Origin of the sequence: Polaromonas sp. (assembly GCF_043778355.1) — a bacterium.
Classification (GTDB): domain Bacteria; phylum Pseudomonadota; class Gammaproteobacteria; order Burkholderiales; family Burkholderiaceae_C; genus Polaromonas.
Window position 1 is genome coordinate 56,678 of the sequence record NZ_JAYWHI010000013.1, and the last position, 22,975, is coordinate 79,652.

35 protein-coding genes and 1 pseudogene are annotated in these 22,975 nt (G+C 60.5%); 32 read left to right on the forward strand and 4 right to left on the reverse strand.

Annotation, left to right across the window (positions count from 1 at the left end; all coding sequences use genetic code 11):
- Nucleotides 1-7 precede the first annotated feature (7 nt).
- Nucleotides 8-334 (forward strand): hypothetical protein, encoded by a 327-nt coding sequence (locus ACH2CW_RS02205; RefSeq protein ID WP_395055215.1) that lies wholly within the window; start codon nucleotides 8-10, stop codon nucleotides 332-334.
- A 155-nt stretch (nucleotides 335-489) separates the two neighbouring features.
- On the opposite strand, the gene ACH2CW_RS02210 is transcribed toward ACH2CW_RS02205, so the two are convergent.
- Entirely contained in the window at nucleotides 490-894 is a 405-nt protein-coding gene (locus tag ACH2CW_RS02210) for a transcriptional regulator (RefSeq protein ID WP_395055216.1), read from the reverse strand.
- 86 nt (nucleotides 895-980) lie between these two features.
- On the opposite strand from ACH2CW_RS02210, the gene ACH2CW_RS02215 reads away from it, so the two are divergent.
- The 25 genes from ACH2CW_RS02215 to ACH2CW_RS02335 all read left to right on the forward strand — a co-directional run bounded on the left by ACH2CW_RS02215 (nucleotide 981) and on the right by ACH2CW_RS02335 (nucleotide 11,975).
- Nucleotides 981-1,745 (forward strand): S24 family peptidase, encoded by a 765-nt coding sequence (locus ACH2CW_RS02215; RefSeq protein WP_395055217.1) that lies wholly within the window; start codon nucleotides 981-983, stop codon nucleotides 1,743-1,745.
- Between the two features lie 57 nt (nucleotides 1,746-1,802).
- A complete protein-coding gene (locus ACH2CW_RS02220; protein WP_395055218.1) occupies nucleotides 1,803-2,507 on the forward strand; it encodes a hypothetical protein in 705 nt (234 codons plus the stop codon).
- Between the two features lie 38 nt (nucleotides 2,508-2,545).
- Nucleotides 2,546-2,803 carry an HNH endonuclease signature motif containing protein gene (locus ACH2CW_RS02225; RefSeq protein WP_395055249.1) on the forward strand — a complete coding sequence of 86 codons (258 nt, stop codon included), beginning with the start codon at nucleotides 2,546-2,548 and terminating at the stop codon, nucleotides 2,801-2,803.
- A gap of 47 nt (nucleotides 2,804-2,850) precedes the next feature.
- The gene (locus ACH2CW_RS02230) at nucleotides 2,851-3,120 is read left to right on the forward strand and encodes a DUF1902 domain-containing protein (protein WP_395055219.1); all 270 of its coding nucleotides are present in this window, start codon (nucleotides 2,851-2,853) and stop codon (nucleotides 3,118-3,120) included.
- The gene (locus tag ACH2CW_RS02235; RefSeq protein WP_395055220.1) at nucleotides 3,117-3,305 is read left to right on the forward strand and encodes a type II toxin-antitoxin system HicA family toxin; all 189 of its coding nucleotides are present in this window, start codon (nucleotides 3,117-3,119) and stop codon (nucleotides 3,303-3,305) included. The genes ACH2CW_RS02230 and ACH2CW_RS02235 overlap by 4 nt, the downstream gene beginning before the upstream one ends.
- 221 nt (nucleotides 3,306-3,526) lie before the next feature.
- Nucleotides 3,527-3,694, forward strand: a complete 168-nt coding sequence (locus tag ACH2CW_RS02240; RefSeq protein WP_395055221.1) for a hypothetical protein — start codon at nucleotides 3,527-3,529, stop codon at nucleotides 3,692-3,694.
- Nucleotides 3,691-4,014: a hypothetical protein gene (locus ACH2CW_RS02245; protein ID WP_395055222.1), complete on the forward strand. Its 324-nt coding sequence runs from the start codon at nucleotides 3,691-3,693 to the stop codon at nucleotides 4,012-4,014. Before ACH2CW_RS02240 ends, ACH2CW_RS02245 begins: the two co-directional genes overlap by 4 nt.
- On the forward strand, nucleotides 4,011-4,493 hold the full coding sequence (locus ACH2CW_RS02250) for a hypothetical protein (RefSeq protein ID WP_395055223.1): 483 nt from the start codon (nucleotides 4,011-4,013) through the stop codon (nucleotides 4,491-4,493). Before ACH2CW_RS02245 ends, ACH2CW_RS02250 begins: the two co-directional genes overlap by 4 nt.
- On the forward strand, nucleotides 4,490-4,726 hold the full coding sequence (locus ACH2CW_RS02255) for a hypothetical protein (protein ID WP_395055224.1): 237 nt from the start codon (nucleotides 4,490-4,492) through the stop codon (nucleotides 4,724-4,726). The genes ACH2CW_RS02250 and ACH2CW_RS02255 overlap by 4 nt, the downstream gene beginning before the upstream one ends.
- Entirely contained in the window at nucleotides 4,723-5,004 is a 282-nt protein-coding gene (locus ACH2CW_RS02260; protein WP_395055225.1) for a hypothetical protein, read from the forward strand. The genes ACH2CW_RS02255 and ACH2CW_RS02260 overlap by 4 nt, the downstream gene beginning before the upstream one ends.
- Nucleotides 4,935-5,483, forward strand: a complete 549-nt coding sequence (locus ACH2CW_RS02265; protein ID WP_395055226.1) for an HNH endonuclease signature motif containing protein — start codon at nucleotides 4,935-4,937, stop codon at nucleotides 5,481-5,483. The genes ACH2CW_RS02260 and ACH2CW_RS02265 overlap by 70 nt, the downstream gene beginning before the upstream one ends.
- A complete protein-coding gene (locus tag ACH2CW_RS02270; RefSeq protein ID WP_395055227.1) occupies nucleotides 5,483-5,737 on the forward strand; it encodes a hypothetical protein in 255 nt (84 codons plus the stop codon). The genes ACH2CW_RS02265 and ACH2CW_RS02270 overlap by 1 nt, the downstream gene beginning before the upstream one ends.
- Before the next feature lie 14 nt (nucleotides 5,738-5,751).
- On the forward strand, nucleotides 5,752-6,708 hold the full coding sequence (locus ACH2CW_RS02275) for a recombinase RecT (RefSeq protein ID WP_395055228.1): 957 nt from the start codon (nucleotides 5,752-5,754) through the stop codon (nucleotides 6,706-6,708).
- Nucleotides 6,705-7,388 (forward strand): lambda exonuclease family protein, encoded by a 684-nt coding sequence (locus ACH2CW_RS02280; RefSeq protein WP_395055229.1) that lies wholly within the window; start codon nucleotides 6,705-6,707, stop codon nucleotides 7,386-7,388. The genes ACH2CW_RS02275 and ACH2CW_RS02280 overlap by 4 nt, the downstream gene beginning before the upstream one ends.
- Nucleotides 7,389-7,519: 131 nt before the next feature.
- Nucleotides 7,520-7,987, forward strand: a complete 468-nt coding sequence (locus ACH2CW_RS02285; protein ID WP_395055230.1) for a hypothetical protein — start codon at nucleotides 7,520-7,522, stop codon at nucleotides 7,985-7,987.
- A complete protein-coding gene (locus ACH2CW_RS02290) occupies nucleotides 7,984-8,310 on the forward strand; it encodes a hypothetical protein (RefSeq protein ID WP_395055231.1) in 327 nt (108 codons plus the stop codon). Before ACH2CW_RS02285 ends, ACH2CW_RS02290 begins: the two co-directional genes overlap by 4 nt.
- Nucleotides 8,307-8,612 (forward strand): ASCH domain-containing protein, encoded by a 306-nt coding sequence (locus ACH2CW_RS02295; RefSeq protein WP_395055232.1) that lies wholly within the window; start codon nucleotides 8,307-8,309, stop codon nucleotides 8,610-8,612. The genes ACH2CW_RS02290 and ACH2CW_RS02295 overlap by 4 nt, the downstream gene beginning before the upstream one ends.
- A gap of 3 nt (nucleotides 8,613-8,615) precedes the next feature.
- On the forward strand, nucleotides 8,616-9,122 hold the full coding sequence (locus tag ACH2CW_RS02300) for a hypothetical protein (RefSeq protein ID WP_395055233.1): 507 nt from the start codon (nucleotides 8,616-8,618) through the stop codon (nucleotides 9,120-9,122).
- Nucleotides 9,119-9,676: a hypothetical protein gene (locus ACH2CW_RS02305; protein WP_395055234.1), complete on the forward strand. Its 558-nt coding sequence runs from the start codon at nucleotides 9,119-9,121 to the stop codon at nucleotides 9,674-9,676. The genes ACH2CW_RS02300 and ACH2CW_RS02305 overlap by 4 nt, the downstream gene beginning before the upstream one ends.
- 187 nt (nucleotides 9,677-9,863) lie before the next feature.
- Nucleotides 9,864-10,433, forward strand: a complete 570-nt coding sequence (locus tag ACH2CW_RS02310; protein ID WP_395055235.1) for a DUF551 domain-containing protein — start codon at nucleotides 9,864-9,866, stop codon at nucleotides 10,431-10,433.
- Nucleotides 10,430-10,786, forward strand: coding sequence for a hypothetical protein (locus ACH2CW_RS02315; RefSeq protein WP_395055236.1), 357 nt, complete (start codon nucleotides 10,430-10,432; stop codon nucleotides 10,784-10,786). Before ACH2CW_RS02310 ends, ACH2CW_RS02315 begins: the two co-directional genes overlap by 4 nt.
- Nucleotides 10,773-11,060, forward strand: a complete 288-nt coding sequence (locus ACH2CW_RS02320) for a hypothetical protein (protein WP_395055237.1) — start codon at nucleotides 10,773-10,775, stop codon at nucleotides 11,058-11,060. The genes ACH2CW_RS02315 and ACH2CW_RS02320 overlap by 14 nt, the downstream gene beginning before the upstream one ends.
- A complete protein-coding gene (locus tag ACH2CW_RS02325) occupies nucleotides 11,057-11,476 on the forward strand; it encodes an HNH endonuclease (protein WP_395055238.1) in 420 nt (139 codons plus the stop codon). Before ACH2CW_RS02320 ends, ACH2CW_RS02325 begins: the two co-directional genes overlap by 4 nt.
- A complete protein-coding gene (locus ACH2CW_RS02330) occupies nucleotides 11,473-11,721 on the forward strand; it encodes a hypothetical protein (RefSeq protein ID WP_395055239.1) in 249 nt (82 codons plus the stop codon). The genes ACH2CW_RS02325 and ACH2CW_RS02330 overlap by 4 nt, the downstream gene beginning before the upstream one ends.
- Complete coding sequence (locus tag ACH2CW_RS02335) at nucleotides 11,718-11,975, forward strand: helix-turn-helix transcriptional regulator (RefSeq protein ID WP_395055240.1); 258 nt, start codon at nucleotides 11,718-11,720, stop codon at nucleotides 11,973-11,975. The genes ACH2CW_RS02330 and ACH2CW_RS02335 overlap by 4 nt, the downstream gene beginning before the upstream one ends.
- Here the strand turns inward: ACH2CW_RS02335 and ACH2CW_RS02340 are convergent.
- Nucleotides 11,972-13,237 carry a tyrosine-type recombinase/integrase gene (locus ACH2CW_RS02340; RefSeq protein WP_395055241.1) on the reverse strand — a complete coding sequence of 422 codons (1,266 nt, stop codon included), beginning with the start codon at nucleotides 13,235-13,237 and terminating at the stop codon, nucleotides 11,972-11,974. The two genes, ACH2CW_RS02335 and ACH2CW_RS02340, sit on opposite strands and share 4 nt — an antisense overlap.
- A 209-nt stretch (nucleotides 13,238-13,446) precedes the next feature.
- On the opposite strand from ACH2CW_RS02340, the gene ACH2CW_RS02345 reads away from it, so the two are divergent.
- Nucleotides 13,447-14,454 (forward strand): D-2-hydroxyacid dehydrogenase family protein, encoded by a 1,008-nt coding sequence (locus tag ACH2CW_RS02345; RefSeq protein ID WP_395055250.1) that lies wholly within the window; start codon nucleotides 13,447-13,449, stop codon nucleotides 14,452-14,454.
- A 39-nt stretch (nucleotides 14,455-14,493) separates the two neighbouring features.
- Here the strand turns inward: ACH2CW_RS02345 and ACH2CW_RS02350 are convergent, their stop codons facing one another.
- Nucleotides 14,494-16,512 (reverse strand): hypothetical protein, encoded by a 2,019-nt coding sequence (locus ACH2CW_RS02350; RefSeq protein WP_395055242.1) that lies wholly within the window; start codon nucleotides 16,510-16,512, stop codon nucleotides 14,494-14,496.
- A gap of 141 nt (nucleotides 16,513-16,653) precedes the next feature.
- Nucleotides 16,654-18,252, reverse strand: a complete 1,599-nt coding sequence (locus tag ACH2CW_RS02355; RefSeq protein WP_395055243.1) for a hypothetical protein — start codon at nucleotides 18,250-18,252, stop codon at nucleotides 16,654-16,656.
- Nucleotides 18,253-18,509: 257 nt separating this feature from the next.
- Between ACH2CW_RS02355 and ACH2CW_RS02360 the strand changes: the two genes are divergently transcribed.
- The 5 genes and pseudogenes from ACH2CW_RS02360 to ACH2CW_RS02380 form a co-directional block, all read left to right on the forward strand.
- Nucleotides 18,510-20,030, forward strand: a complete 1,521-nt coding sequence (locus ACH2CW_RS02360) for a 3-hydroxyacyl-CoA dehydrogenase (RefSeq protein ID WP_395055244.1) — start codon at nucleotides 18,510-18,512, stop codon at nucleotides 20,028-20,030.
- Between the two features lies 1 nt (nucleotide 20,031).
- Nucleotides 20,032-20,811: an oxepin-CoA hydrolase, alternative type gene (locus tag ACH2CW_RS02365; protein ID WP_395055245.1), complete on the forward strand. Its 780-nt coding sequence runs from the start codon at nucleotides 20,032-20,034 to the stop codon at nucleotides 20,809-20,811.
- Between the two features lie 105 nt (nucleotides 20,812-20,916).
- A complete protein-coding gene (locus tag ACH2CW_RS02370) occupies nucleotides 20,917-21,642 on the forward strand; it encodes a Crp/Fnr family transcriptional regulator (protein ID WP_188708992.1) in 726 nt (241 codons plus the stop codon).
- A gap of 3 nt (nucleotides 21,643-21,645) precedes the next feature.
- On the forward strand, nucleotides 21,646-22,755 hold the full coding sequence (locus ACH2CW_RS02375) for a phosphotransferase family protein (protein ID WP_395055246.1): 1,110 nt from the start codon (nucleotides 21,646-21,648) through the stop codon (nucleotides 22,753-22,755).
- 23 nt (nucleotides 22,756-22,778) lie between these two features.
- Nucleotides 22,779-22,975 (forward strand): annotated as a pseudogene (locus tag ACH2CW_RS02380) (acyl-CoA dehydrogenase); the annotation flags it as partial.

Consider the following 22,975-nt stretch of genomic DNA (forward strand, 5'->3'; position numbering starts at 1 on the left):
GCTCATAATGGAAAAGACGAAGTTTTTAATGCTGCTGTCGCTATCGAAAACGAATCTCGCTGTTGGCAAAAAGGTTCTGGACACTGTGAAAGCCAAAATCGACCCAGCAGCGGCTCCACTTTGGATCGACTCGCAAGGTGTTGGGTTATTCATGGAGTCGGACCTTCCGGCGTGGCAGATTTGGCAGCACATGAAGCTCGAGATGCCTCTGGACGACTGGACGGCAGTAAAGGAGCTTCTGGTGCTGCAGATTGGCCCAGGCTGGTATGCGCGGGACAATCAGACGAAGGCGGCGGCATGGATGCATGCGCGGTATCCACGCGAGACCTACTAACCTCCCAAGGAAGCACATCGCGCAGTTGCGGTGTGCCACCGCCAAAGACCTCTTCGGCCATTGCCAAATTAACCCGTCCATGCCAGCCATCTGCCCAACGTATCGGTGCGGACTGGGCCAACCATATGCAGGCGCGTGTGAGAGTGCTGCGCATCTCAGGCCTTCTTGTCGGTGGAGCGACGCGGCGCGAGTCCGACACCAGCAACTTCGACAACGGGAATGACGGTGGCTCGCTGGTCCTCAACCATTTCGCCGTTGGCGCGGGTGAAGGTCTGCCCGGCTACGGGGCCAACCTTGACCACCTCAGACGTTTGGGTGGGGATCTTTGGGGCGCCATCGGTTCCGATCAGTTCGGGCCAGATCAAGTGCCAATCGTTGGGGCGAAGATCCCAGCGCATGACCTTGCCGCCGGTTGCAGCCTGAATGGGGAGACATCGTGCTAACGGTACAGGCCTATCTCCAGAGGCCCATTGGCTGAGCATGGGTGCGGCAATTCCCATTGATTTAGCGAGTTCGGCTTGCTTGCCGTACACTCCCGCAAAGTATTCTGAGAGCTTCATAACGGCAATTATTAGCGCTGCGCTAATCGTTGTCAATAGCGTTGCGCGAATTCCTTTTCTTAGCGGCCCGCTAAAGAATTGCCGCTATGCAAAAACTTGAGGACATCTACAGGGCGCGCCTCCAGCTGCTCATAAAAGAGGCCGGGTCTCAGGCAAAACTATCTGAGAAAGTGGGGAAGTCACCAGCTCAGATCAGCCAGTGGCTTAACGCTTCGAAAGATTCGAAAACCGGCAAGCCCCGATCAATGGACCGGAAAACCGCAGCTCACTTTGAGCAAAAATGCGCGAAGCCTGAAGGATGGATGAATCAGCCATTCATCGTCTTAGATGAGGCGCACAGGGCGGATGGGCCGACTAAACATCTTCCTCCGCTTGCCTCCAACCCGTCCATTGCCTTGACGGCGATTCCACAGCATCAGATGGCGAGAACAGCCGACAGCAATGTTGAATCGAGACCAGTAGTAAGCGGAAACGTGCCACTCATTTCGTGGATTCGAGCCGGCGACTTTTGCGAATCACCTGATAACTTTGCGCCAGGTGACGCCGACGAATATTTGCCGCGGCCGCTTCAAAACATGGGTAGGCATGTGTTCGCGCTCACCGTGAGGGGCGACAGCATGGACACGGCAGACGGCTATCGCGAAGGCGAGATCGTGTACATAGACCCCGATAAATCGCCTGTTTCTGGACAGGATGTAGTCGCAAGAGTGAACGACAAACTCAATTTGAAGCGGTACAAGGAGGATCAGGACGGCCCGTACCTACTCCAGTTGAACGGAAACATCATCATCCGGCCCAAAGGCGAATGGAGCATATGCGGGGTGGTGGTGTTCTCAGGAAAGCGGCGTTGATCAATCAGTTAGTAACCGCGCCCACGCGGGTCGTGGGGTTGGAGGGAGGTCAAAAAAATGAAAATATCGTGCAATCTGCTGGCAGCGGGCGCTGCGTCTCTGCTCTTGGTGGCATGCAAGCCTGCTGAAACGCAACAGGCGCAGGTGCAGCCCATGGCCGCTCCTGTACCGGCGCCACCGTCCAAGTCGCTAAAGGTGATCCACCCTGGGCCATTTGGAACCCAGCAAGGGATGACCTTAAAGGAGCTTGAGACAACAATTGCATTGACCAAAAGCAAAGAATTTTTCTACACATCAGGAGATGCGCCCGCGCCGAATGGCGACTTCACAGCCTACGGGTATTGGATAACCCCCGAGCACGGGCTGTGCAAGGTGACCGGCATAAGCGACGCCATCAAAACGAACGTTTTTGGTGAACAGCTTCGCGATAAGTACGGGGCAGTCAAGGGCGCCCTCGTAGAAAAATACGCAAAGCCGAGTTTTGATAAGGACTACGTAGAACGGGGAAGCATCTGGACCGATCCGCAAGACTTTATGGCGGGATTACAGAAGCAAGACCGAGCCCTCGGCGCAAGCTGGTATGCCCACGGCCCGGACATTCCGGCGAAGCGATCGGTTAAATTGCCGCCGGGTTTAAGCATGATCGAGCTGGACGCAATGGCCGACGGACATTCCGACGGCAAGCTTGTACTCGCCTATTCTTTTGAAAATAACGACAAGTGCCTAGAGGTGATGAAGGCGGCGAAGAATAAAAGCCTCTGATGCTTCGTGGCGCTTTTGTTTTGATAGCCGCCTGCGCCATGCCCCTATGGGCTGAGGCCAGAATCGAGCGTTCCGCAGCCGAGGTCCTGGCCTTCAAGCGCCATAACCCCTGCCCTGTCACTGGCCTGGCGCGCGGATCGTGCCCTGACTGGGAGGTGGACCATGTTCAGCCGCTGTGCTCAGGCGGGCCAGATACGCGGGCGAATATGCAGTGGCTGTCGGTGGAAGATCACCGGGCGAAGACGCGCAGTGATGTGCGGATGTGTCGGAACTCAAGGAAAAACCCTACACGCTGATCTGGCGGATCGCTAGTAGAATTGGGGGCTATTCAAAGGAGATTGCCATGTACCGAGTCGGTTTTCCGGGATGGAAGATTGCAGCCGCGCTTGGCATCACATTGGTGTTTCGCGTGGATGTTCTCCAGGACGAAGAGGCTGGAGTTTTTGTTGCAACCAGCCCCGATTTGAATGGGTTGGTAGCAGAGGCCCCTTCTCTGGAGGCGCTGTTTAAAGAGGTCGGCCACGGAGCCGATATGTTGCTTGGTGAGCAGTTCCAAGCGCCTAAGCCTGCCGCCTTTCGTGCCGCTTGGAGTAATGTCGCCCTAGCTGCATGAGAAGTTTTTACGATCAAGTTATAGCCGTACTCAGACAGTACGGCTTTTCTTTTTATGAGCCGGGGAAAGGCTCTCACGAGTGGTGGTCAAAAGGAAGACTAAAGGTTCAAGTACCTTTTAACTGCTACTCGCGCCACACCGCCAACGCCGTGATGAAGCAAGCAGGCATCAAGCACAAGTTTTAGACCCCCCCCCACCCCACCCACAGCCCGCCCCGAGCGGGCTTTTTTACGTCTGCATCGTGCCTACGGGTTTCTACTTATAGGGTTTCGATTAAAAATAAATAGCGCTACGCTATTGTTTATTCATTAGCGCTGCGCTAACATGCATCCAGACGCCAACCCAGCACCCGCTGAACGGCAACGGCAGGCCGAAAGGTCTTTCACAAACTGGATGGGAGATGAGGATGGATCAGACACCGGAGCTGCCGCCCCTGATGGCCGAGCTGTACGCAGCAGCAGCCGCGCGCCAGGCCACGCCGACAAGCCAGCGTGTTGGCTGGCCGCTGACGCCGAAGGAAATGGAACGGTGGGATGAGAAGTCCCGCGCGGCTTGGTCGGGGTTGCAGTCATGAGCGGCGCCCACACACCCGGCCCGCTGACTGTGCGCGTCGGCGCCAACGGCGATGTTGGAATCATTGCCCCCGCCCAGCAGGCCGTTTCCGCCCATGATATCGGCGGCGCGCTGGTCGCCGAATGCTTCTCTGAAATCCGCCGGGCTGGTGAGGGCGCGCGCGCCGAGGCTTTGGCAAATGCCACCCTCTATGCCGCTTCGCCTGAGTTGTTGAAGGCGGCAAAGGCCGTGGCCTTCTCCAACGGATTCGATGCGGCACTTCCAGACAAGCTGGAAGCGCTCCGCGCCGCCATCGCCAAGGCCACCGGAGCCGCTCCATGACCCGCCAACAAGTAGGCTGGTACGACGGCAGCCGCGTCCACCAGACGGATGTTCGGCCTGTCGGCGAAGTTCCGAAGCACCTTGCGCATACGGCCGACTGGGTGGCGGTCACCGTGGAGGCCCCCGATTCGGACTGGCAGCCGATCGCCACCGCGCCGGACGACGAGCTGGTGGTGGTTTTCTACCTGCAGAAGGAAGGCGACGAGGAGAGCGACATGCACACCCTCGACTTCAAGGAAGACGGCCACTGGTTCTATCACGGCGAGAGCTACGAGCACTACATGGCCGTGGGCGGTGCAGGCGCAGCCGGCCCCGACATGGTGTGCACCGGCCCGTCTGAAAAGGCCCCCTACACCCATTGGAAACGGCTGGGCAAGCCCTCGATCGCCGCACCCCTTCCCCCATCCCTGCGGGCCGAGGCGCAAGCCGTTGGTGCTGGCGTGGATCCCGAGTCAATTGCAGCAGGAGAACCAGCGTGAACGACCTCAATCCACAACTCGCTTTGCTGTGCGCCTTTCTCGCGCTGCTGTGTCTCCTTATGCTGGTACGGATGCAGCGCCTGGAGGGTGAGCCACGCCCGAACCTGCGCGACTACTTCGCGGCCTACGCGATGTCGGGCTACATCGTTGGCACTGACCGTCCCAAGGTCGACGTTATTGCAAAAGTCGCTTATGAAGTTGCCGACGCGATGATCAAAGCGAGGGGCGCATGAACACCCTCAAAACCACCATAGGCGTCATAGCCCTGATTCTGGTGCTGGGAAGCCTCGGCGCCTGCCTTGACGGCCCCGAGGACCACCAGGGCGACTGGTCCCAGTCCGACAACCTCAAAGCCCTGCAGGACAGCGAGGCCGGTACAGCCCGCCGCGAAGCTGCTGCGCAGGCGCTCTGCCGTGAAGCCCACGGGGAAAGCGTTGCCCTATGGACCGTCGAAGGGCACCTGGTGTGCAGGCCGCGCCGCGCTGTCCTGAAAGCGCAGGTGCAACTGTGAGCAACAAGTTAATAACCAACTTTCAAGAGTATGTTGAGGGCCGGTCTGTGCGCTTGCCATGGTCTGGTTGCCATATCTGGCTTGGATCGGCCAACGGTGGGGGATACGGCACATCACAGTTTGCCGGAAGAGTCTTAGGAACAACCATTGTTCATCGGGCTTTGTTTCAACACTTGAATGGCGCGGTGCCCAGAGGGGCGTATATCTGCCATGAGTGCGACACGCCTTCATGTGTGAACCCGAGCCACCTATTTCTCGGCACACCGACCGATAACGCAAGGGACAGAGCCAACAAAGGCAGAAGCGCGCCGAAATACGGTGAGTTTTCCGGCAGGGCCAAGCTAACAACATTGGATGTGCTGGAAATTCGGCGCCTGCGACTTATGGGCGCTCCCCTACCGGGGCTTGCGTCCACTTACCGCGTATCGACTTCAACAATTTTGAATGCGGCAACGGGTCGAACATGGAGGAGCCTGTGATGCCCTCATGCTGCGACTCCATGACCGGCAAATGCACCCAAGGCCCCGGCTGCCCTGTCCGCGTCGAGCGCGTGATGCAGGAGCCGCTGCGTCAGGACAACAGTGACGGCAGCGACCCGCAGGCCGAGGCCAACCAGCCGTGGTGCTGGGTTGACGAACTTCGGTTTTGGCTCTGGTTCGCCGTCTGTACGGCGAGCGCTGCCGGCGCTATCGGCTGGACCGTTGGCCCCTTCATCAAACAACTTTTTAACTGACAACAGAGGACAACATGAACGCACCAAACGCAATCGCCACGATCACGCAGGACATTTTTGCCCTACGTGACAACTTTCAGCTTGTGGCCGCAGACAAGCACATCAACTTCGACAAGGAGGCTGGCTTTGCAATTCAGGTGCTGAGCGGCAGCCAGTACGCGATGAAGATCGCCATGGCAAACCGCCAGTCGGTGGCGGACGCTGTGACCAACGTTTCCGCCATCGGCGTGAGCCTCAACCCAGCCAAAAAGCAGGCGTATCTGGTTCCGCGCAAGGACAAGATTTGCCTGGACATCAGCTACATCGGGTTGATCGATCTGGCGGTCGGCACCGGCTCCATCCTGTGGGCACAGGCCAACGTCGTGCGCGAGAACGATCAGTTTGTCGTCAATGGCTTCGACAAGCCGCCCACGCACGGGCATGACCCCTTTGCCGGCGCCACCGCACGCGGGCCCATCAAGGGAGCCTACGTGGTGGTCAAAACCCCTGACGGCGAGTTTCTGACCCACACGATGGACATCGCCAAGATTTACTCCATCCGCGACCGCTCCGAATCGTGGAAGGCTGGCGGCTCCGGCCCCTGGAAATCCGACGAGGAAGAAATGATCAAGAAAACGGTTGTCAAACAGGCCTACAAATACTGGCCCAAGACAGACCGCACGGACCGGCTCGATCAGGCGATCCACATGCTCAACACCGATGGCGAGGGTATCCACATGCACTCGGCAAGCGCAGCACTGTATCCGGCTGACGCGCTGGATGACTGGGTGTGCAGGGCCAACGGCGCGGCAACAGAAGCGGCATTGACATCGATCTGGCAGCAGGGCTTGGCGGATATCAAGCCGTCCAAGGACCTGAACGCCTACAACACGTTCAAGGCCGCAGTGGTTGCGCGGGGCGACGTACTCAAGAAATCGACGCCGATTGACGTTGAAGGCCGGCCCGTAGAAGGCGCAGAGGTGGCAGCATGAAGTTCGTTGAAGTATCCCAAGGCACTGCCGAATGGCTGGCCCTCCGCGCCGGCGTATGCACCGCCAGTTGCTTTTCTGACGCCGTAGCGGTGCTGTCCAAGAAATCGGGCGACAAACTCCCTGGCGACCCCTCTGCCGCCTCTGACCGCTACGCCAGCGACCTTGCCATCGAGCGCATCAGCGGCAAGCCCTACGGCGAGCCAGTGAAGGCATGGGTGCTGGCTCGCGGCCACGAACTGGAGCCGTTCGCCCGTCAAGGCTGGGAAATGGCGACCAGCCTGGTTGCACTGGAGGCCGGGATTGTCCTGACCGATGACGGCGGTTTCGGATACAGCACGGACGGCATGGTCAATCCGTACACCGTCAACGGAGTCCTGACGGGTTGCGAGGGCCTGATTGAAATCAAGTGCCCTATCGACACACAGAAGATCCTGGCCATCCGTGAAACCGGCGACCTGTCGGAATACATGCACCAGATGCAGGGCGGAATGTGGATCACCGGCGCCAAGTGGTGCGATTTCATCATGTACGTCCCCGACCTGGAGCCGGTGGGCAACGAGCTTTACATCAAGCGTGTCGAGCGCGATGAAGAGCTCATTGAAACCACGGCCGCCGGCCTGCTGAAGTTCAACCAGCGAGTCGAAGTTTTCAAAGACCTCCTGAGCAAGCAAGCAGCCTGATTTTCCGGGTCAGGACAACAACGCGAACTCCGAACCGCATCCGCCCAGTAAAGACGCCGCAGCGAAACCCCTGACCCACCCCAACAACTGATAGACGCGGCCATAGAGCGGGCGCGCACTGGATAACAGACATGAATTCAACCCACCGCGCTGCCTCCCACGCCAAGCGCCGCCGCTGGCCAGCCGATACTCTGGCCTGGGCCCAGGCCATCACAGCCAGCCAGGACCAGCAGCCAGCCCATGCCGACAAGGTGATGGACCTGGTTCGCACCGCCTGCGACCGCCTGAAGGACGGAACCGCTGACGCCGGCGATTACGACCGCGTGGCTGCCGCCTTCAATGTGGCCCTTATCCGCGCCGAATCCATCGACCCCCTGGTGGTGGAGACCATGAACGCCGGTATCGTCGCCCTGCTGCGCTGCGACGCCATCTGGCAACGCCACCGCAAGTACGGATTCCACGGCCCCGACCTGGAGCCGCTGGAGGACGCCATGGGCCTGTACGAGCAGATCCTGCGGCTGTCCACGCCCAGGATGATGGAGGACGCGGTGGTCGAGGCTGCGCGGCGGATGTTGAAACAGTCGGAGGTGGTGTCGTGAGCGAAACGAACCTGTGGGAACGCCAGTGGCGCGACGAAATGATCGCCAAGGCCAGGAAAGAGCGCGACGCCTCCTCGAAGGCCTATCAAGGGCTGCAGAACCGGTCGACCAAATACGCCCGCTCCATCGCCATGGTGCTGGCCGGGCGCGAGCAGGTGCTGACGATGTGGGAGGCCATGCCGGCGCAACTGCCGGGCGAGACGTGCTTTAACTGCGAAACCCCCTTGCCCACCGGCTGCGGTGGCCGGTTCAAAGACGACGGCGATGCATGCCTGCTGAACGGCAGCGACCGGACATCCACCGGCGCGATCGGCCAGCCATGAGGATCCTCACCCTGCCCGTAAAGGCCATCTACTTCGAGCAGATCAAAGCTGGCACGAAAACCGAGGAATACCGGCGCGTGTGCCCGCACTGGAGCAAGCGCCTGGAGTTCGTCACGCCAGACCAGGTGGTGATCACGAAGGGCTACCCAAAGCGCGACGACACCGAGCGCCGCCTGGTGTTTCCGTGGCGCGGCTTCACCGTCAAGACCATCACACACGAGTTCTTCGGCCCTGAGCCGGTCGAAGTTTACGCAATTCAAGTCGGCGCCCGCGACGCCCTATCTCACCCCACTAAGGAGTAAATCATGGAACTCAACGAAAAACTTGTCGAAAAGCTGGCTGCGACAAAAGCCAAATACGAAAAGGTCACGGCCTTTGCTGCCTTGCTGCCGCTGTTCAAGGACCGGATTATTTCGGATGAACTGACAGGCGAGTCCTATGCGAAGTTGTCTGACTATGTTGGCCAGATGTATTGCGCATGGGGAGTTAGTTGGTACACCAACACGCCCACCAATTACCCTGAAGAAAAACATTCTCAGGTCGGCTTCGTGAATGTTTACATCAACAGCATCTCGTTGTTCGGCGACAAACTTTATGACTTCGCCCGTCAGAAATTGGACGAAGTGCTGCCAAGCATAGACGTTCACTTTTACGACGCCATGAACAGCAATTTTTACTTTCTGCCGCATGAGGCCGAAGCTGGGCTGAAGAAGTTGGAGGCGTGGTACTTGGACACCAAAGCGCAATGCGATGCGCAACTGAAAAAGCTCCGCGTGGCGGAACTACAGCGCGAACTGGAGGGCTTGTCATGACAACACCAGCATCACAGGCGGTAGAGGCGGCAGTACAGCGGATCGAGAACGCGATCCTTGAGCAGTATGACGGGCGCGGCCATAGCGAAACAGGGTTTGAAGCGATCCTGGAATTGGTCCGCGCCGAGCTTGCCAGCCAGCAGGTGGCGGCACCTGTCTGGGAAATAGATGCAGCGTTGCTTAAGCTTTCCGCCGAGACTCACAAAGCGGTCGATGACACGATTCACTCGCTACAAAAGCTTGAGGGCACAGACCCCATTCCTGCGCAGTGGTGGGGCATTGTCTCGATGGCCTTGTATAAAGCAGCCCTCCTCGGCGCCGCCGCCCCATTCCACCCGCAGGATGGCAAGGATGCGGAGCGGTATCGGTGGCTAAAAACAAGATTTATCGGCGCTGATTTTGACTGGAACGAAAACGGTGAATCTGTGCTGGTTTTTGAATGGCCCGCAAGCATTCCAGTTGGCGCTAACTGTGACGGGAACATCGACGCCGCCATCCAGGCCAGCGAGAAACCCACGGCTGGTACGGCTGGCGGTGATGGGGGTGGGGTATGAGCGGCGAGCCTTGGGTGTGCCCGTGGGGCATCTGCGATCAGGAGCAGTCGCAAAACTGCAGAGCTTTCGACGGCTCTAAACGAGGGTACGCACTGAGTTGCTATGGAAGGTTTCCGCCTGACACAACGCCCGCGCAGGCTGCCGCCGAAATTCAAGCCGATGCTGACCAAACAAAAGGGAGACTGACATGACCCCAACCCCAACAGATGCAGTAGTGCTGCCGCCGTTGCCCTCATTGGTGACTTATGCTGCCACGTTCTGCCCAAGTGAGGAAAAGCACACGATCACCGCTGACGGATACACCGCCGACCAGATGCAAGCCTACGCCCTTGCAGCCCTTTCAGCACTGCCGCAGCCAGCGATACCGGAGGGTGAAATCGTTGTCACCAAGACCGAGGACGGCGCAATTGTGTCGGTCACACGGCAGGACGAAGAAGGCCGAATCTTGGAAATCATCGCGCAGGATACCCAGCCAGCAGCCCAGCAGGGGAAGATTCAGTATCATCTGGCCGCGTGTGATCGGGGCGGGGTAACTCAATGGCAGCCGATTGAGACGGCGCCGAAAAATGGAACGGAAATCATTCTTCGGAAGGGTGATCGCGTGGGGTCTGCGGGGTGGATTAAGTGGCCGTCCAGCGAGCATGAGGAAGCGGTCGAGGGGTGGACCATTGGCCATGATGGCGATTCGTGGGATGACGACCAAGCGCCCACCCACTGGATGCCACTTCCTGCCCCTCCTACCGGGGATGGAGCATGAGCTACATACCAACACCCGGCCCACTTCCTGGCAGGCAATGGGTCCCCAGTAACGGCACGATAGGCTACTCGTTCCTTGAGTCTGCCTGCGGCAACTGTCAACGCGACAAGGCTATGCGCGACGGCGTAGACCTTGATGATTGCGACGACAACGAAAAGTGCGAAATCATCGCGGCGTCATTCCGTGGCGAAGCTGTCGAGTGGCGCATTGATGACCAAAAGGGCGAAGTGTTCTGCATTGCCTTTGTTGAGAAGGGCCAACCGATTCCAGCACCCCGCTGCCCGAACACGTCGGACATGTTTGGCGGGCCTGCCCCCAGTAACGATAGTGAGGTGAAGAATGGTCAAGGCTGAAAGCGCGACGATCTACCGTGGCGGTGGCCGGCGTTATCTCACGCTGCGCTCAGCGGTGCAGGCTGAGGCGAGAAAAATCATCGAGACCAAGTACCCGACCGAAAAGGAATATACGAGCTATGACATGCAGGAGCATTCACCGGGCTGGTACTGGCGCGACAAACTGAACCGGCCCGAAGTTCTGTTCCGCAGGGTCTGCAGATTGGTCCGAGCCGCCGCCTCAATCGGCAAGGCTATGCCAGCTCCTGGTGCGGTGGAAGGGGGGAATAATTGAAAGCCCTTACAAAATCTGAGCGCCTTTCCGTCTTCAACAAGTTCGGCGGGCGGTGCGCCTATTGCGGCTGTGAACTTCCGGCGCGATGGCATGCTGACCACCTGTTGCCCGTTGAGCGCGAATTTATCGTTCGAGACAATCGGTTGGTGGCATCAGGCAACGCGCTGCGGCCCGAGAACCATTGCATCGACAACATGATGCCCGCATGCCCGCCGTGCAACATTAGCAAACACTCGCTGAGCCTTGATGGCTGGCGCAAGTGGCTGGAGGGCCATGTCCGGTCACTGAATGCCCACAACACCCCGTACAGGCTAGCCAAGGCATACGGCTTGCTGGTCGAAACTGGTAAAGCGGTCACGTTCTACTTTGAAACTCTCGCCGCCCCCACAGGGCAAGACCAAGGGGCTGAGACATGAGCAAAGCATTCTGGCGAGGATTCTGGGAAGGCGTCAACCCGCTGTTCCTGCTCGCTCATCTGTTGTTTTGGGTTGGTCACCTCGTCAGCCTGCCAATGTGCCGCTGGGACGCATTCTCATGGCTTTACCCGACATACAACCGAATCATGGGCTGGAGCTTGGCAATTCAAGAGCGATTCAATTTCTCAAGCCCTTGGGGGCCAAAACAGCCCGCCGAACCACAACAAGGAGCCGGCACGCCATGAACGCACAAGTTGCCGTAAAGCCGGCCTACCTAGACATCGAAGGAACCTGCAGCTTTGTCGCCCTCGGGAAATCCACGGTGGAGGGACTGATTCGGGAGAACAAATTCCCCAAGCCGCGCCAGCTGTCCGACCGGCGTTCCGGCTGGCTGGTGCGTGAGCTCGAGGAGTGGGCTGACACCCGCCCTGTCTCCGAGCAGCTGCCACCGAAAAACACCGGGGCAAAGAAGCCCAAAGTCCCGGCAGACGCGCACTAAGCCAGCGACTCCAGCCGCTCGGCCAGCTTGCCCAGCCACAGCCGCCGCTCGGGGTCGTATGCGTACAGGTTGTACACACCGACCACGCCGGGCTTCACATGGCCCAGGATCACCTCCCCCACCTCGTCGGGACAGCCCATTGACGCCAGCATAGTCCGCCCGGTGCGGCGCAGGTCGTGCGGGCTCCAGTGCGTCACGCTCAAGCGCTCGCGCACATGATCCTTCCGGGCCTTGCTGTACGGCTGCAGGTAGTGCACCTTCGACTGCATGTAGGCCTGCTGCTGGTGGCCGTGCACCCCGGCGCGGGAAACGCTGGGATACAGCCACCCTTGGCCATTTGTCTCAACCAGGCGCTGCGCCACCTTCAGCGCCCGGCCGATCAGCGGGACCCGCAGGTCTGTGGCGTTTTCGTTGTTCCGGCCTTTGGTGAATTCCTTGGGTATGGTCCACCACCAGCCATCGGCTTCTTCCGTGATGTCTACCCCCCGCATGCACACGATTTCCGCGCCCCGAGTGCAGGTCCACAGCTGGATGACCAGGAAGTCCTGCACCTGCTGGCTGAACCTCTGCAGGTCGCTGGCCAGTATGGTTTTGATCTCAGGCTCTGAAAGGATCCGCTTTGCCGTGCCCTTGTGCACGCCATCGCGCAGGGCGCCCTTGCTGCGCAACTTGCGGGCATGGACCAGCACCCACCAGTTCGGCAGGTCTTCGGGGATGCGGCCGGCGTCCATGGCGTGGTTGTGGGCGGCGCCGAGTTCGGTCTTCACGCTGCCGGCCAGCACCGGCCGGTCGCTCAGGCCGTCAATCAGGTCAAAGGCAAACCGGCGGTTGACGGCGCTGACAGGCAATTCGGCATGTTCTGCGATGGCGTTCACCAGGCGTTTGTGCACCGCCTTGGCACCTTTGGCCTGGCGTCGGCGTGCCAGGTAGCCGGTGTGATAGTGCTCGACCATCTGGCCAAGGGTGTAGCCGGCGTCTGGGCCGCTCTGCACCCGCTTGCTGGCCTTGACGGTAGCCCGCAGGTCTTCGCCGCCGTCGCGCCGCCCTCGCAGTTCCTCCCACTTTGTCGCGGCACCGGATGGAGGCATGGCAGGCCAGCTGCCAAGCTTGATTTGTTTCATCAGGCCCGTGGCCGGGTCCTTGTACCGATATACCCACGTCCGCCGGGTGGTGGTGGCCACGAGTCGCAGGCCGGGGCACCCGTCGACGACAATGTGCTCACCGGCTTTCAGCTGCTTGGCCGCCCGTGCGTCAAAATGCATGCTCTGCCTGTCTCCCGGATCTCGTTTGGAATATAAAAAGCTACGCCAAAACCTGACGACTGCGGCAAGTGTAGCCGGGCTTAGATGAGCCTCGATGCGGAATTAATGCGCCAAAAAAGCTACGCCAAAACCAGAAAATATCCAGACAGATCAACGCGATACGTGAAAAATACCAGTGAATTCAACAACTTGCAAAAACGGTCAGCATGATGAACATAGTTATCCTTGACGACTACCAGGATGCAGTGCGCAAACTGGGCTGCGCAGCCAAACTCGATGCCTACCAGGCCAAGGTCTACACCAACACTGTCAAAGGCATCGGCCAGCTTTCCGTCCGGCTCAAGGACGCCGATGTGGTCGTGCTGATCCGGGAACGCACCCATCTGCAGCGCCAGTTGATCGAAAAACTTCCCAAACTCAAGATGATTGCGCAGACCGGCCGCGTCGGCAGCCATGTTGATGTCGGCGCGTGTACAGAACGCGGCATCGTGGTCGCCGAAGGTGTGGGTTCCCCGACAGCGCCTGCCGAACTCACCTGGGCGCTGATCATGGCCGCGATGCGGCGCATCCCCCACTATGTGTCGCACCTCAAACACGGCGCCTGGCAGCAGGCCGGCTTGAAAAACGCGTCCATGCCAGCCAATTTCGGCGTCGGCTCGGTGCTCAAGGGCAAGGTGCTCGGCATCTGGAGTTACGGCAAAGTCGGTCAGATCGTCGCCGGTTACGGTCGCGCCTTCGGCATGCGGGTGCTCGTGTGGGGCAGCCAGGCCTCGCGCGCGCGCGCCCAGGCCGACGGCTTTGAAGTGGCATCGTCGAAGGCCGAGTTCTTCCAGGAAAGCGACGTCCTCACCCTGCACCTGCGGCTGGCCGATGACACACGCGGTGTGGTCACGCTGGAAGATCTGGCGCGCATGAAACCCTCGTCGGTGCTGGTCAACACCTCGCGTGCCGAACTGATTGAACCGGAAGCACTGATTGCCGGATTGAATCGCGGTCGTCCTGGCCTGGCAGCCGTTGACGTGTTCGAGTCCGAGCCGATTTTGCAGGGACACGCGCTGCTGCGCCTGGAGAACTGCATCTGCACACCACACATCGGTTATGTGGAGCAGGAAAGTTATGAGATGTATTTCGGTGCGGCTTTTGACAATGTGGTGAACTTCATCAAGGGCACACCCACCAACATCGTCAATCCCGGCGCCTTGCAGGTTCGACGTTAGCGGGAGGCACGGCCCACCAGCCCGTGTCCGCGACCACCGTCAATGCCGGAAAGCGGCGTCGCCCTTGATGATCGCGGCGGGCGGCGAGCCCGGCGTCAAGGCTTCGAAATCGATGAGATTGCCCCCGGCGATCGGCGGGAGTTCATCGGTCAGCTCAGCCACAGGTACGGCCAAATGGGGCCCCTCGGTGGTTGGCCTCCCCTTATCACCGAGCATGTTCAGGTCAATGTCCAGCCCCGCTTTGGGCTCGCCTGGCACAGCGACCGGATCCTCGATGACCGGCAGCGCATCCATCGCCGTCAAGGGAAGGCCGGCCGAGGGAGCAGCGTCGGCTCCGGCAACGGGCAGGTCGAAGTCCAGCAGGTTGTCGACCAAGGGGGGTTGCGCTTCGACGATGTCGCGCGCGATGCCGTAAAGAACCAGCAGCTCGCGGAAAGCCTCGGGGTCGAAAGGTTCGCGCTGCTCTCCTGGCCGCAGGAAAATCAGCGATTCCATGAATGACACCACGGCGGGCCGCGGCCAGGCACTGCGGATCTGCGCAATTGTCGAGGTGTAGGACTCCAGCCCGCGGCCGGCGCTGGTATAGGCATCAAAGGCAGGAATCCGGGCATTGAACATGCGGCTGAACGATTCCGCCAGTTCCTCGTAATCCTCTCTGCGCTTGACCTTGTGGTACAGATTGAACAGATCCAGGTAAATCAGCGCGCTGACCTGGACATCATCGCCCATATGCTCGAGCAGAACCGAGATGGCCTGATCTTCCTTGCCAATGGAGACAAAAAACTCGGCCTGGTGCTGGACATCAAAGAGTTCTTCGGCTTTTGCAGCCCGCGGGGTGTGCGGCATGCTTAATCCGAAATCCGTCTGGTCCCGCCGCGACAGGGGCATGGCACGCGAGGGCGCGACGCGACGCCGGTCGGCGCTGCGCGCACCAGTATCCGCATTCACCGGTACCGGCTTGTCGCCTGAATCTGGTGGAAGGAACGCTTCGTGACCGTCATGCGAGTGGTAACCGGAGGCCACCGAACCGAGTTCGCTGTGCCAGCCGGTGTCCACCGGCATCCGGCGACGCCACCAGGGCTTGTCAACCGCTGCAGAAGGGCTGCGCCAGCGCTGCCAGGCGTAAACCAGACCGGCAAGGGCGATGGCCAGCGCGGCGAGCAGGCCGTAGACCAGTCCGTTGGCATATCGCTCTTGCCTGGCAGTTTGCAGGGCCGTGCTGAATTCGGTCAGCGCGGCCTGGTTTCTCCGGGTTTCGACCTGCAAAGCGCGCACCGCCGCTTCAATGGCGGCAACCTTGACCGCAGCTTCCAGCACATCCTCGGGCCCGGTCGACAGCGCTTTCCACAGCGCTGCGGCCTGGGTCCGCTGCTCCGGGTTGGTCGCCGGCAGACTCAGCATCTCGGTCGATGGCCGAAGCTGGGGGAATGTTTCGACGCTCAGGTCGATGGGTTCCAGCCGGAGTCTGGGTGAGGCCTTGGCAGTTGCTTGCGGCGGCGCAAAACGACGGACACGCGGCACCTGTTCTACCGACCGATCCGGATTGCCACTTGCCGCGGCTGGGGGGCGCACGGGATCACGCGGGCGACGCAGTGCGGCAACGCCAGACGACGTATCGGCGAGGGAACGCGCCTCTGCGGCTGGCCTGGCCACAAGATCCGGCGCCCTGGACGCCGAAGCCTGCTCTGTCACCAGATCGGCGAGCAACACATACCGCTTTTCAGTCCGCTGTAAGCAGCCGGCCCGCACATACAGGGTCACCACCGGCTCATCGACCGGTCTGGCCACACGGATGCGAATCCGGGCGTCCTGAGCCGAAGCCGCTTTTTCCAGGCTGACCTGCACGCGGGATGCAGCAATGCGTTCGTCGGCATAAAACACATCGGCCTCGACACAGGATGAGGCACCGGCGTCTGCAGGACCCGGTTCCACCTGCACGGTGATGTCCAGCGGCCGCCCCAACAGGGCCGCACCACTGCTGCGTCCGAGCGATACGGCCATGCTGCCCGATACCGCGCCAATCAGCACCGAAGCAAGGATAAAAAGCCGGATTTTCACGCGCGACCACAGGTAAGAAACAAGCTTACATTTTGACACGGCAGCCGCGTGTACCGCCGTCAAAGGGTCAAACGATGCACGATGCGTGAAGTTTTACGCTGCGGTGTTGCGCCGAAGCGCCGCGCGCGACGCGCCGAAAGTCTAGGATTTCCCCATGTCATCCGGACGAAAGCCGGTGTCGTAGTCGTCGAAATCAACAAGGGAGTCAAACACCGTGGGTTCCTCGCCCGGACGGGCTGAAGTGACTGCCACTGGCGCACGGGTTCGCGACGATGAGCCGCTGACGGCGTGATTGCCGGGTGCGAATGTGCTCAGGTCGATGTCCAGTCCCAGGCGGGGCGAAGACCTCGGCTGCATGGCGATATCGGGCCAGTGTGTGTCCATCGTGCTGTCGGCGGGTTCAGCCTCCAGCTCGATGATTTCGCGGGCGACAGCATGCAGCAGCAGCAACTCACGGTAGGCCTCCAGGTCCAGCACCTCAACGGGGTTGCCCGGCTCACGGAAAAGCGCGTTGTCGATGATGTCAAACACTCGTCGCTTCGGCCAGGCCGCCTCAATCCGGCCAATCACCGCTGCGTAAGCCGCGGCATTGGGGCCAGTCGCGGAATAACTGTCAAAAGGTGATATCTGCGTATTGAACACCCGGTTGAAGTCGGTGCGAAGGTCTTCGTAGTCCTGCCTGTTGCCGGTCTGATGGTACAAATCCAGCAGATCCAGATACACAAGGGCGCTGGTCTTGACGTTGTTGACAAGGTGCTTGCGAAGCAAGGCAATGGCTTTGTCCTGTTGCCCCAGCGAGCTGAAAAACTCCACCTGCTGCTGCAAATCGAAAATTTCCGGAACCTTCACGGTGCGAGGAATAAAAGGCACACTGACCGAGAATTTGGCACGGTCGCGCCGAGCCAGAGGGGGGATCGATTCCTCATGGACGGCAGGGGACGGCGCTGGCCGCCGCTTCAAATCGTCAAAGAGGGATTCGTCAATCTCCAGGTCCACGCCGCTGGTCGCAGGCCTTGCAGGCAAGCCGCCCGGCTGTGAGCCCAGCGGCGACTGATCAGGAGCGCGCCGGCGTAAAAGGAGAACCAACAGGCCGGCCAATGTCAAAAACAGCAGGCCGCCCAAGCCATACACCCATTGCTTGTCGTAACGCTCGCGCCGGACCTGTTGAAGCTGCTCCTGGCCTGCATCCAGCGCCAGGCGGGTTTTCTGCAGTTCATCGCGCAACTGGCGCAATTCACCTTCGAGCGCCTGAACCCGTACAGTGCCCTGCGGAGTTTCTTGAGAGGTAGCGGACAAGGGGCTGCCTCCCACCTGCATCGAGGCTTCCTCGCCCTGAACCACCGAGCGCGGCTTGCCGGCGGCGAGCACCACATAACGGCGCATGGTTTTTTGCACGCAACCGGCGCGCAGATGAACCGTGACCACGGGCCCCTCTACCGGCGGCGCAGCGCGAATACGTATCAGTGTCTGCTGGGCGTTGGGCGATTTTTCGAGCGACACCTGAACCTGCGACCTGTCCAGTTGCCTGTCCACATAAAAAACACTCGCTTCCAGGCACAGGTCCTGTTGATCGTCCCCGGGTTCAAACATCATCTGAACAGAGATATCCAGGGGCTGGCCTGACACCGCCGAGCGGGTATTGGGCCCCAGCGTGATGGCCAATGCTCCCGCAGCCGCGAGCATCCCCAGGCTGGCAACCAGAAGGCAACGCTTGTTGAACAAATGTAGAAAAATAGTCACTTGGCTGATTCTGGCAGAGCCCAATTTACGCAACGAACGTGCAGACCGGATAGACCGACTCCCAAACAGACATGCCTGCAGTCATTGACCGAGTGTTTTCAGAAAGTACCATGAACCACCACCAGCTGGTAAGGAGCCGCAAGCAAGTCAGCCAAGTTTACCCCGTACAAGCGCGCGAAAAAACCAAATCGCCGGGTACAAATGCACTGAGAACCCGCGCAAAAGTCCCCTTCCGGGCTGCGTGATAATACTTTTCCATGAATCCTCTCTATAAAACTGTAGGTATTGTTGGCACCGGGGCCATGGGTCGCGGCATCGCCCAACTGGCAGCGCAGGCAGGCAGCCTGGTCCGTTTGTTTGATGCACAACCCGACGCCGCCAGCAAGGCCCGTGACGCACTGTTCGTCCAGTGGGACAAGCTGGTCGACAAAGGCCGGCTGGACCCCGCATTGGCAAGCATCTGCAAGGCAGCTCTGGTGCCGGCTGCGGGACTTGAAAACCTGTCTGACTGCGATCTGGTGGTCGAGGCAGTGGTCGAGCGTCTGGATGTGAAGAAATCACTGTTTCTGTCGCTGGAAGGTGTTGTTTCTCCGCAAGCCGTGCTGGCCACCAATACCTCTTCCCTGTCGGTCACGGCCATCGCCGCCGGACTGAAACACCCTGAGCGTTTTGCCGGCTACCACTTTTTCAACCCCGTGCCGTTGATGAAAGTGGTTGAAGTGATTGCCGGGCTGAAGACCGGGGCCAGCACCTGTGACGGCCTTGCCGCCTACGCGCGCCAGATGGGGCACACGCCGGTGCAGGCCCAGGACACGCCCGGCTTCATCGTCAACCACGCCGGCCGCGGCTACGGGACCGAGGCTTTGCGCGTCGTCAGCGAAGGCATTGCCGACTTTGCGACCATAGACCGCATTCTGAAGGACCAGGCCGGCTTCAAACTCGGACCGTTCGAGCTGATGGACCTGACCGCGCTGGATGTGTCGCACCCGGTCATGGAGTCGGTCTACCAGCAGTATTACGACGAGCCGCGTTACCGCCCCAGCGTAATTACCGCGCAGCGCCTGGCTGGCGGCATGCTGGGCCGCAAAACCGGTGAAGGTTTTTACCGCTACCAGGATGGCGCCGCCCAGATCACGCCCGAACCACCGGCCCCGACCGTCCCGGAGATGCCGCCGGTCTGGGTCTCGCCGCGCGCAGCACGGCGCTCAGAGTTGTTGCAACTCCTCAAAAATCTGGGCGCCAGCATTGAAACCGGTGCCTCACCATCGATGAACGCACTGGTGCTGGTGGCGCCGCTGGGTTTTGACATCACCACGGTGGCCGTGGTTGAGCGGCTGGACCCGGCCCGCACCATCGGCATCGACATGCTGATCGACGATGCCGCAACCAAACGCCGTGTGCTGGCCACCAACCCCGCCACCCGCAGCGACATGCGCGACGCCGCCCACGCCCTGTTTGCGCGCGACGGCAAGGCCGTCAGCGTGATCCGTGACAGCGGCGGTTTCGTGACACAGCGCGTGGTAGCCACCATTGTCAATATTGCCAGCGACATCTGCCAACAGGGCATCTGCACACCGAAAGACCTCGAAACCGCAGTCACGCTCGGCCTGGGTTACCCGCTGGGACCGCTGGCCATGGGCGACCGCTACGGCCCGACCAACATCCTGGAAGTGTTGTTCAACATGCAGACGGTCTACGGCGACCCGCGTTATCGCCCTTCCCCGTGGCTGCGCCGGCGTGGTGCGATCGGTCTGAGCCTCATGCATCAAGAGTCCTGACATGGCAGGCGCACTCAAAAGCACCAGCGACGGCGCCACCCTGGTGCTGACCTTGAGCAACCCGGACTTCCGCAACGCCCTGAGCCCGGAGATTTATGCCGCCGGCGTCGAGGCGCTCAACGCTGCCGAAAACAATCCGGAGATCCGCAGCGTGGTGATCACCGGCGAAGGCAGCACCTTCTGCGCGGGTGGCAACCTGCAGCGCCTGCTGGCCAACCGTGAGCAGCCGCAGGACGTGCAAGCGCAAAGCATCAACGGTCTGCACAGCTGGATCGACTCGCTGCGCACCTTCCCCAAGCCAGTCATCGCGGCGGTAGAGGGCGCGGCGGCCGGCGCGGGGTTTTCACTCGCGCTGGCCTGTGACTTTGTGGTGGCCGCCGACAACGCCGTGTTTGTGATGGCCTACAGCAGCGTGGCGCTGTCGCCCGACGGCGGCGGCAGCTGGACCCTGGGCCGCGCCCTGCCGCGCGCATTGGTCAGCGAGTTGCTGATGTGCGGAGAGCGCATAGGTGCCGCACGACTGCAGGCGCTCGGGCTGGTCAACCGCTGCGTGACCCCCGGTGATGCATTGAGTGAAGCCCTGAAACTGGCAGACACGCTCAATACCCGCGCGCCCAATGCGCTGGCCAGCATCAAGGAACTGATCAACGACGCCGCAGGCAGCACCCTGGGCCAGCAGATGGACGCCGAGCGTGCACATTTCGTGCGCAACCTGCACCATCCCAACGGCGGCGAAGGCATCTCGGCCTTCCTGGAAAAACGCACGCCCCGCTACGACTAGGGCCTGCGCCCAGGGGCGAGCGGACACCGAGGTGACAGGTGGGCGTGGGCAAGGTGGTCTCTGGCGCGACAATAGGCCGCTTGAGAGTCACCCAAAAGACAGGCCATGGACGATCCCATTCTTACGATAGATGAACGAGAAGCCATCAACGGTGGCCGCTGGTTTTCATCCCTCTCCCCCTCACTCCGGCACGACATACTTCGATGCGCTTACGTCCAACGATTCAAGGACGGCGAACTGATCGCCGCTCGCGGCGACCCGCCAGAGCAGTGGATCGCCTGCGCCAAAGGCGCGGTGCGCGTGAGTTCCACCTCGATCTCGGGCAAACAAATCACGCTGACGTATGTGGAGCCAGGCATCTGGTTTGGCGACGTGGCGATCTTCGACGGCGACCGGCGCACCCACGACGCCTATGCGCATGGCGAGACCACCATCCTGTGTGTGGCCAAGGCCGATTTCAAAAAAATCCTGGCGATGCATGTGGAACTCTACGAAGCCATGCTGCGCCTGCATGCGCGCCGCATCCGCCAGTTGTACGGCCTGGTGGAAGACCTCAACACCCTGCCCTTGCGCGCGCGGTTGGCCAAGCAGTTGCTGCATCTGGTGCGCAGCTACGGCGTCAGCAGCCTCAGCGACGGACGCGAGGTGCGCATTGGCCTGCAACTGGCACAGGAAGAATTGGCACAACTGCTGGGCGCCTCCCGCCAGCGCGTGAACCAGGAACTCAAGGCCATGGAGCGCGAGGATGCCATCCGTATCGAGCCGGGCGGTTTGGTGGTGCGCAACCGCGAAGCCCTGCTGCGTATTTCTGAAGCCGATCTGGAAAGATAAAGCATGAGCAACTTCGACCATTTTCTGGGCACGCGCGAGGTCTCGGGTCAGCATGCCTTTGATATTGCTGCGCTCAGCGCATACCTGGACAAAAACCTCGATGGCTTTGAAGGCCCGCTGAGTGCCGAAATCTTCAAGGGTGGCCAGTCCAACCCGACCTACAAACTGATCACCCCGTCACGCGCCTATGTGATGCGCGCCAAACCCGGCCCGGTGGCCAAGCTGCTGCCCTCGGCGCATGCGGTCGAGCGCGAGTTCAAGGTCATGAGTGGCCTGCAGGGCACCGACGTGCCGGTGGCGAAGATGTACTGCCTGTGTGAAGACGAAACCGTGATCGGCCGTGCCTTCTATGTGATGGAATTTGTCGAGGGCCGCGTCTTGTGGGACCAGTCGCTACCCGGCATGACGACAGCCCAGCGCGGCGAGATTTATACCGAAATGAACCGCGTGATCGCCGCGTTGCACAAGGTCAAGTTTGCCGAGCGTGGTCTGGCCGACTACGGCAAACCCGGCAACTACTTCGAGCGCCAGATCGGTCGCTGGAGCAAGCAATACGCTGCGTCCATCACGCAGCCCATTCCCGAGATGGACCAGTTGATGGCCTGGCTGCCGGCCAACATTCCACCCAGCGCGCGTGATGAAGCCATGGTTTCCATCGTGCATGGCGATTTCCGCCTCGACAACCTGATGTTTCACCCGACCGAGCCGCGCGTGCTGGCGGTGCTTGACTGGGAGCTGTCCACATTGGGCCACCCGCTGGCCGACTTCAGCTACCACTGCATGGCCTGGCATATTCCGCCGGGCGCCTTTCGCGGCATCGGCGGCCTCGATGTCGCCAGCCTGGGCATTCCGACGGAAGCCGAGTACATCCGCCTGTATTGCGAACGCACCGGTTTCGCCAGCCCTGAATTGATCAAGGCCGACTGGAATTTTTACCTCGCCTACAACCTGTTCCGCCTTGCCGCCATCCTGCAGGGCATTGCCAAACGGGTCGAAGCCGGCACCGCCGCCAGCGCCCAGGCCGTCGCCTCGGCCAAGGGCGCACCGGCACTGGCGCGCATGGCGTGGGATTTTGCGCAAAAAAGCCAGGCCGGCCACACCTCTCAAACTTAACGATCACTCCAGGAGATAAAAGTATGGATTTCAACTTCACCCCCAAAGTCCAGGACATGCAGGCCCGCCTGCTGGCCTTCATGGACCAGCATGTCTACCCCAACGAAGCTCGCTTCTTCCGCGAGATTGCCGAGAACCGCGCCAAGGGCAATGCCTGGATTCCGACGGCCATCATCGAGGAGCTCAAGCCCAAGGCGCGCGCCGCCGGTCTGTGGAACTT

Coding starts and splice junctions, on each gene's coding strand:
- ACH2CW_RS02280 (WP_395055229.1), top strand. CDS start 6,705: ATGAAGTTCGTTGAAGTATCCCAAGGCACTGCCGAATGGCTGGCCCTC.
- ACH2CW_RS02250 (WP_395055223.1), top strand. CDS start 4,011: ATGACCCGCCAACAAGTAGGCTGGTACGACGGCAGCCGCGTCCACCAG.
- ACH2CW_RS02305 (WP_395055234.1), top strand. CDS start 9,119: ATGACAACACCAGCATCACAGGCGGTAGAGGCGGCAGTACAGCGGATC.
- ACH2CW_RS02260 (WP_395055225.1), top strand. CDS start 4,723: ATGAACACCCTCAAAACCACCATAGGCGTCATAGCCCTGATTCTGGTG.
- ACH2CW_RS02360 (WP_395055244.1), top strand. CDS start 18,510: ATGAATCCTCTCTATAAAACTGTAGGTATTGTTGGCACCGGGGCCATG.
- ACH2CW_RS02225 (WP_395055249.1), top strand. CDS start 2,546: ATGCCCCTATGGGCTGAGGCCAGAATCGAGCGTTCCGCAGCCGAGGTC.
- ACH2CW_RS02320 (WP_395055237.1), top strand. CDS start 10,773: ATGGTCAAGGCTGAAAGCGCGACGATCTACCGTGGCGGTGGCCGGCGT.
- ACH2CW_RS02315 (WP_395055236.1), top strand. CDS start 10,430: ATGAGCTACATACCAACACCCGGCCCACTTCCTGGCAGGCAATGGGTC.
- ACH2CW_RS02240 (WP_395055221.1), top strand. CDS start 3,527: ATGGATCAGACACCGGAGCTGCCGCCCCTGATGGCCGAGCTGTACGCA.
- ACH2CW_RS02295 (WP_395055232.1), top strand. CDS start 8,307: ATGAGGATCCTCACCCTGCCCGTAAAGGCCATCTACTTCGAGCAGATC.
- ACH2CW_RS02235 (WP_395055220.1), top strand. CDS start 3,117: ATGAGAAGTTTTTACGATCAAGTTATAGCCGTACTCAGACAGTACGGC.
- ACH2CW_RS02205 (WP_395055215.1), top strand. CDS start 8: ATGGAAAAGACGAAGTTTTTAATGCTGCTGTCGCTATCGAAAACGAAT.
- ACH2CW_RS02215 (WP_395055217.1), top strand. CDS start 981: ATGCAAAAACTTGAGGACATCTACAGGGCGCGCCTCCAGCTGCTCATA.
- ACH2CW_RS02300 (WP_395055233.1), top strand. CDS start 8,616: ATGGAACTCAACGAAAAACTTGTCGAAAAGCTGGCTGCGACAAAAGCC.
- ACH2CW_RS02340 (WP_395055241.1), bottom strand. CDS start 13,237: ATGCATTTTGACGCACGGGCGGCCAAGCAGCTGAAAGCCGGTGAGCAC.
- ACH2CW_RS02365 (WP_395055245.1), top strand. CDS start 20,032: ATGGCAGGCGCACTCAAAAGCACCAGCGACGGCGCCACCCTGGTGCTG.
- ACH2CW_RS02245 (WP_395055222.1), top strand. CDS start 3,691: ATGAGCGGCGCCCACACACCCGGCCCGCTGACTGTGCGCGTCGGCGCC.
- ACH2CW_RS02210 (WP_395055216.1), bottom strand. CDS start 894: ATGAAGCTCTCAGAATACTTTGCGGGAGTGTACGGCAAGCAAGCCGAA.
- ACH2CW_RS02335 (WP_395055240.1), top strand. CDS start 11,718: ATGAACGCACAAGTTGCCGTAAAGCCGGCCTACCTAGACATCGAAGGA.
- ACH2CW_RS02375 (WP_395055246.1), top strand. CDS start 21,646: ATGAGCAACTTCGACCATTTTCTGGGCACGCGCGAGGTCTCGGGTCAG.
- ACH2CW_RS02270 (WP_395055227.1), top strand. CDS start 5,483: ATGCCCTCATGCTGCGACTCCATGACCGGCAAATGCACCCAAGGCCCC.
- ACH2CW_RS02370 (WP_188708992.1), top strand. CDS start 20,917: ATGGACGATCCCATTCTTACGATAGATGAACGAGAAGCCATCAACGGT.
- ACH2CW_RS02220 (WP_395055218.1), top strand. CDS start 1,803: ATGAAAATATCGTGCAATCTGCTGGCAGCGGGCGCTGCGTCTCTGCTC.
- ACH2CW_RS02265 (WP_395055226.1), top strand. CDS start 4,935: ATGGACCGTCGAAGGGCACCTGGTGTGCAGGCCGCGCCGCGCTGTCCT.
- ACH2CW_RS02345 (WP_395055250.1), top strand. CDS start 13,447: ATGAACATAGTTATCCTTGACGACTACCAGGATGCAGTGCGCAAACTG.
- ACH2CW_RS02285 (WP_395055230.1), top strand. CDS start 7,520: ATGAATTCAACCCACCGCGCTGCCTCCCACGCCAAGCGCCGCCGCTGG.
- ACH2CW_RS02230 (WP_395055219.1), top strand. CDS start 2,851: ATGTACCGAGTCGGTTTTCCGGGATGGAAGATTGCAGCCGCGCTTGGC.
- ACH2CW_RS02330 (WP_395055239.1), top strand. CDS start 11,473: ATGAGCAAAGCATTCTGGCGAGGATTCTGGGAAGGCGTCAACCCGCTG.
- ACH2CW_RS02310 (WP_395055235.1), top strand. CDS start 9,864: ATGACCCCAACCCCAACAGATGCAGTAGTGCTGCCGCCGTTGCCCTCA.
- ACH2CW_RS02275 (WP_395055228.1), top strand. CDS start 5,752: ATGAACGCACCAAACGCAATCGCCACGATCACGCAGGACATTTTTGCC.